Annotated in this window: 1 protein-coding gene; it reads left to right on the top strand. The window is 68.4% G+C overall.

What is annotated here, in order from left to right; translation table 11 throughout:
- Window positions 1–5,994: Ig-like domain repeat protein (locus DESTE_RS18160; protein WP_035065254.1), on the top strand; the 5,994-nt coding region annotated here is incomplete at both ends.

Genomic DNA, 5,994 nt, shown 5'->3' with positions numbered 1-5,994 from the left:
CAGCTTCTACACCTACACGGCCATGGTGGTGGACCGCGCGGGCAACACCAGCGCGGAATCGAACTCCATCCGCTTCAAGGTGGATACCTCCACCATCACCCAGACCACGACCATCGACGACGTGACGGACAACCAGACGCCGGTGACGGGTTCCGTGCCCAACGACGGATCCACCAACGACACCTCGCCCTTGCTCAGTGGCACGATTTCCGCGCCGCTGAACGCCGGGGAAACCTTGCAGGTGCTGCGTGACGGCGCTCTGGTGGGCACCGCCACGGTGACGGGCACGACCTGGACGTTCGAGGACACCGGCCTTGCCGACGGCGACTACACCTACCAGGTGCGGATCATCAACGCGGCCACGGTGACCGGCGGCCAAAGCAACCAGTACACCATCCACGTGGACACGGCGGTCCCGGCGCAGACGGTGGACATCACCGGGTACGCGGACGACGAGGCGCCGAAGGAAGGCACCTTCGCGTTCAGCGTGCCGACCAACGACACCACCCCGCAACTGCAAGGCACCCTTTCCGCCACGCTTGCGGCGGACGAGGTGGTGGTCATCTACCGCGACGGCGTGCGCCTTGGCACGGCGTCGGTGGTGGGCGGCACGAACTGGACGTACCAGGATTCCGGCCTGGCCGACGGCACCAGCTACAGCTACACGGCGCGAGTGGAAGACCTTGCGGGCAACCGGGGCCCGAGTTCCGCAGCGGCGACCTTGCGCGTGGACACTACGGCTCCGGCAACGCCCGCCGCGCCGCTGGACTACAATGACGACGTGGCCCCGGTGGTCGACGCCAACAGTACCGCGCCGGTGACCAACGACGCGCGGCCCGGCGTCAACGTGGGTAGCGGGTACACGGATACGGTGTCGCTGTACGTGGACGGGGTGAAGGTCGCCGCGACCTACGATGCTGTGACGGGCACCCTGACGCCCACCGCGGACATCGCGGACGGGCCGCACGGCTTCACCTACACGCTGACCGACGCGGCGGGCAACGAAAGCACGCAGAGCGGCGCGCTGGACATCACCATAGACACCCAGGCGCCCACGCAGGCGGTGACCATCGGCGCGATCAACGACGACGCGGATCCGGTGCAGGGCGCGGTGGCGAACAACGGCTGGACCAACGACACCTCGCCCACGCTTTCCGGCACCCTTTCCGCGCCGCCGAACACCGGCGAGATCGTGCAGGTGCTGCGCGACGGCGTGCTGGTGGGCACCGCCACGGTGACGGGCACGACCTGGACGTACGCGGATACGGGCCTTGCGGACGGCGCCAGCTACACCTACACGGCGCGCGTGGTTGACGCGGCCGGCAACACGGGCGCGATATCCACGGGCTACACGATCAACGTTGACGCCACGGCGCCCGCGCAGACGGTGACCATCACCACGGTGTGGGACGATGTGGATCCGACGCAGGGCGCGGTGGTCAGCGGCGCCGAGACCAACGACTCCACGCCGGAAATCCGCGGCTCGCTTTCGGCGGCGCTTGCGGGCAACGAAGTGGTGGCGGTGTACCGCGACGGCGTGAAGGTGGGCGAGGCCACGGTGACCGGCACCAGCTGGACCTACGGGGACAGCGGCCTGGCCAACGACACGACCTATGAATACACGGCGCGCGTGGAGGACACGGCGGGCAATACCGGCAACTTCACTCCGGGCTACTCGATCACGGTGCGGACCGTCAGCCCGTCAACCAGCGTCACCATCGACGCGGTCACGGACGACCTGGATCCTGTGCAGGGCACGGTGGCGAACAACGGGTACACCAACGACACCACGCCCACGCTTTCCGGCACCCTGTCGGCGGCGCTGACGGGATCGGAGCAGGTGCACATCTTCCGGGGCGGCACGGACATCGGCACCGCCACGGTGACGGGCACGACCTGGACCTACACGGACACCCTGTCGGTCGACGGCAACTACACCTACTCCGCAGTGGTCATCGACGGCGCGAACAACCAGGGCACGGCCTCGAACAACTACTCGATCCGACTGGACGCCACCCCGCCCACGCAGACGGTGACCATCACCCAGGCCCTGGACGATGCGACTCCCACGACGGGTGCGATTGCGGCCAACGGGGTGACCAACGACGACACGCCGGAAATCCAGGGCACCATCTCCGCCGTCCTGTCCTCCACGGAGGAAGTGCACGTGTTCCGCGACGGCGCGGACGTGGGCACGGCCACGGTGAGCGGCACAAACTGGACGTACACGGACAGCGTGGCGAGCGGCAGCTTCTACACCTACACGGCCATGGTGGTGGACCGCGCGGGCAACACCAGCGCGGAATCGAACTCCATCCGCTTCAAGGTGGATACCTCCACCATCACCCAGACCACGACCATCGACGACGTGACGGACAACCAGGCGCCGGTGACGGGTTCCGTGGCCAACGACGGATCCACCAACGACACCTCGCCCTTGCTCAGCGGCACGATTTCCGCGCTGCTGAACGCCGGGGAAACCTTGCAGGTGCTGCGTGACGGCGCTCTGGTGGGCACCGCCACGGTGACGGGCACGACCTGGACGTTCGAGGACACCGGCCTTGCCGACGGCGACTACACCTACCAGGTGCGGATCATCAACGCGGCCACGGTGACCGGCGGCCAAAGCAACCAGTACACCATCCACGTGGACACGGCGGTCCCGGCGCAGACGGTGGCCATCACCGGGTACGTGGACAACGAGGCGCCGAAGGAAGGCACCTTCGCGTTCAGCGTGCCGACCAACGACACCACCCCGCAACTGCAAGGCACCCTTTCCGCCACGCTTGCGGCGGACGAGGTGGTGGCCATCTACCGCGACAACGTGCGCCTCGGCACGGCGACGGTGGTGGGCGGCACGGCCTGGACGTACCAGGATTCCGGCCTGGCCGACAGCAACAGCTACAGCTACTATGCCCGTGTGGAAGACCTTGCGGGCAACCGCGGGGCCAATTCCACGACGGTGACGTTGCAGGTTGACGCCACGGCCCCGGCAACGCCCGCCGCGCCGCTGGATTACAATGACGACGTGGCCCCGGTGGTCGACGCCAACAGCACCGCGCCGGTGACCAACGACGCGCGGCCCGGCATCAACGTGGGGACGGGCCACACGGACACGGTGTCGCTGTACGTGGACGGGGTGAAGGTCGCCGCGACCTACGATGCTGTGACGGGCACCCTGACGCCCACCGCGGACATCGCGGACGGGCCGCACGGCTTCACCTACACGCTGACCGACGCGGCGGGCAACGAAAGCACGCAGAGCGGCGCGCTGGACATCACCATAGACACCCAGGCGCCCACGCAGGCGGTGACCATCGGCGCGATCAACGACGACGTGGACCCGGTGCAGGGCACGGTGGCGAACAACGGATACACCAACGACACCTCGCCCACGCTGAGCGGCACGCTTTCCGCGCCGCTGAACACCGGCGAGACCGTGCAGGTATTGCGCGGCGGCGTGCTGGTGGGCACCGCCACGGTGACGGGCACGACCTGGACGTACGCGGATACGGGCCTTGCGGACGGCGCCAGCTACACCTACACGGCGCGCGTGGTCGACGCGGCCGGCAACACGGGCGCGATATCCACGGGCTACACGATCAACGTGGACGCCACGGCGCCCGCGCAGACGGTGACCATCACCACGGTGTGGGACGATGTGGATCCGACGCAGGGCGCGGTGGCCAACGGCGCCGAGACCAACGACTCCACGCCGGAAATCCGCGGCTCGCTTTCGGCGGCGCTTGCGGGCAACGAAGTGGTGGCGGTGTACCGCGACGGCGTGAAGGTGGGCGAGGCCACGGTGACCGGCACCAGCTGGACCTACGGGGACAGCGGCCTGACCAACGACACGACCTATGCGTACACGGCGCGCGTTGAGGACAGGTCGGGCAACACCGGCGGGTTCTCCGGGCCGTACTCGATCACGGTGAAGACCTCCGGCTCGTCCACCACGGTGACCATCGACGCGATCACGGACGACCTGGATCCTGTGCAGGGCACGGTGGCGAACAACGGGTACACCAACGACACCACGCCCACGCTTTCCGGCACCCTGTCGGCGGCGCTGGTCGGGACCGAGGCCGTGCACATCTTCCGGGGCGGCACGGACATCGGCACCGCCACGGTGACGGGCACGACCTGGACGTACACGGACACCCTGTCGGTCGACGGCAACTACACCTACTCTGCGGTGGTCATCGACGGCGCGAACAACCAGGGCACGGTCTCGAACAGTTGGTCGATCCGCCTGGACACCACCCCGCCCACGCAGACGGTGACCATCACCCAGGCGTGGGACGACCTCGCGCCAGTGACGGGTGCGATCCCGGCCAACGGCGTGACCAACGACGACACGCCGGAAATCCGGGGCACCATCTCCGCCACCCTGTCCGCCACGGAAGAGGTGCACGTGTTCCGCGATGGCGTGGACGTGGGCGTGGCCACGGTGAGCGGCACGGACTGGACCTTCACGGATAGCATCGCTGTGAGCGACTACTACACGTACACGGCCCGGGTGGTAGACCGCGCGGGCAACGCCAGCGATGTGTCGAACAGCATCCGCTTTGGGGTGAACCTCGTAGCCGTGGACGGGATTCCGACGATTGACGACGTGACGGACAACCAGGCCCCGGGGCTGGGTTCCGTGGCCAACGACGGGTCCACCAACGACACCACGCCCTTGCTCAGCGGCTCGCTTTTCCTGCCGCTGAACGCTGGGGAGACCTTGCAGGTGCTGCGCGATGGCGTGGTGGTGGGCACGGCCACGGTAACGGGCATGACCTGGACGTTCGAGGACACCGGCCTTGCCGACGGCGACTACACCTACCAGGCGCGGCTCATCAATGAGGCCGGGGTGATGGGTTCCATGAGCAACCAGTACACCATCCACGTGGACACGGAGGTGCCCGCGCAGACGGTGGCCATCACCGGGTACGCGGACGACGCGGCGCCGAAGGAAGGCACCTTCGCGTTCAGCGTGCCGACCAACGACACCAGCCCGCAGTTGCAAGGCACCCTTTCCGCCACGCTCGCCGCGGGCGAGGTGGTGGCCATCTACCGCGACGGCACGCGCCTTGGCACGGCGTCGGTGGTGGGCGGCACGGACTGGACCTTCCAGGATTCCGGCCTGGCGGACGGCACCAGCTACAGCTACACGGCGCGGGTGGAAGACGCGGCGGGCAACCGGGGCGCGAGCTCCACGGCGGTGACCCTGCGCGTGGACACCACGGCCCCGGCAACGCCCATCGCGCCGCTGGACTACAATGACGACGTGGCCCCGGTGGTCGACGCCAACAGCACCGCGCCGGTGACCAACGACGCGCGGCCCGGCGTCAACGTGGGTAGCGGGTACACGGACACGGTGTCGCTGTACGTGGACGGGGTGAAGGTCGCCGCGACCTACGACGCGGTGACGGGCACGCTGACGCCCAACGCGGACATCGCGGACGGCCCGCACGGCTTCACCTACACGCTGACGGATACCGCCGGTAACGAAAGCGGCCAGAGCGGCGCGCTGGACATCACCATAGACACCCAGGCGCCCACGCAGGCGGTGACCATCGGCGCGATCAACGACGACGTGGACCCGGTGCAGGGCACGGTGGCGCACAACGGGTACACCAACGACACCTCGCCCACGCTGAGCGGCACGCTTTCCGCGCCGCTGAACACCGGCGAGACCGTGCAGGTGTTGCGCGGCGGCGTGCTGGTGGGCACCGCCACGGTGACGGGCACGACCTGGACGTACGCGGATACGGGCCTTGCGGACGGCGCCAGCTACACCTACACGGCGCGCGTGGTCGACGCGGCTGGCAACACGGGCGCGATATCCACGGGCTACACGATCAACGTTGACGCCACGGCGCCCGCGCAGACGGTGACCATCACCACGGTGTGGGACGATGTGGATCCGACGCAGGGCGCGGTGGCCAACGGCGCCGAGACCAACGACTCCACGCCGGAAATCCGCGGCTCGCTTTCGGCGGCGCT

The sequence above is a fragment of the Nitratidesulfovibrio termitidis HI1 genome (assembly GCF_000504305.1).
Lineage (GTDB): Bacteria > Desulfobacterota > Desulfovibrionia > Desulfovibrionales > Desulfovibrionaceae > Cupidesulfovibrio > Cupidesulfovibrio termitidis.
Note: the sequence above shows the minus strand (reverse complement) of the source record. Positions and strands in the feature narration are given on the sequence as shown.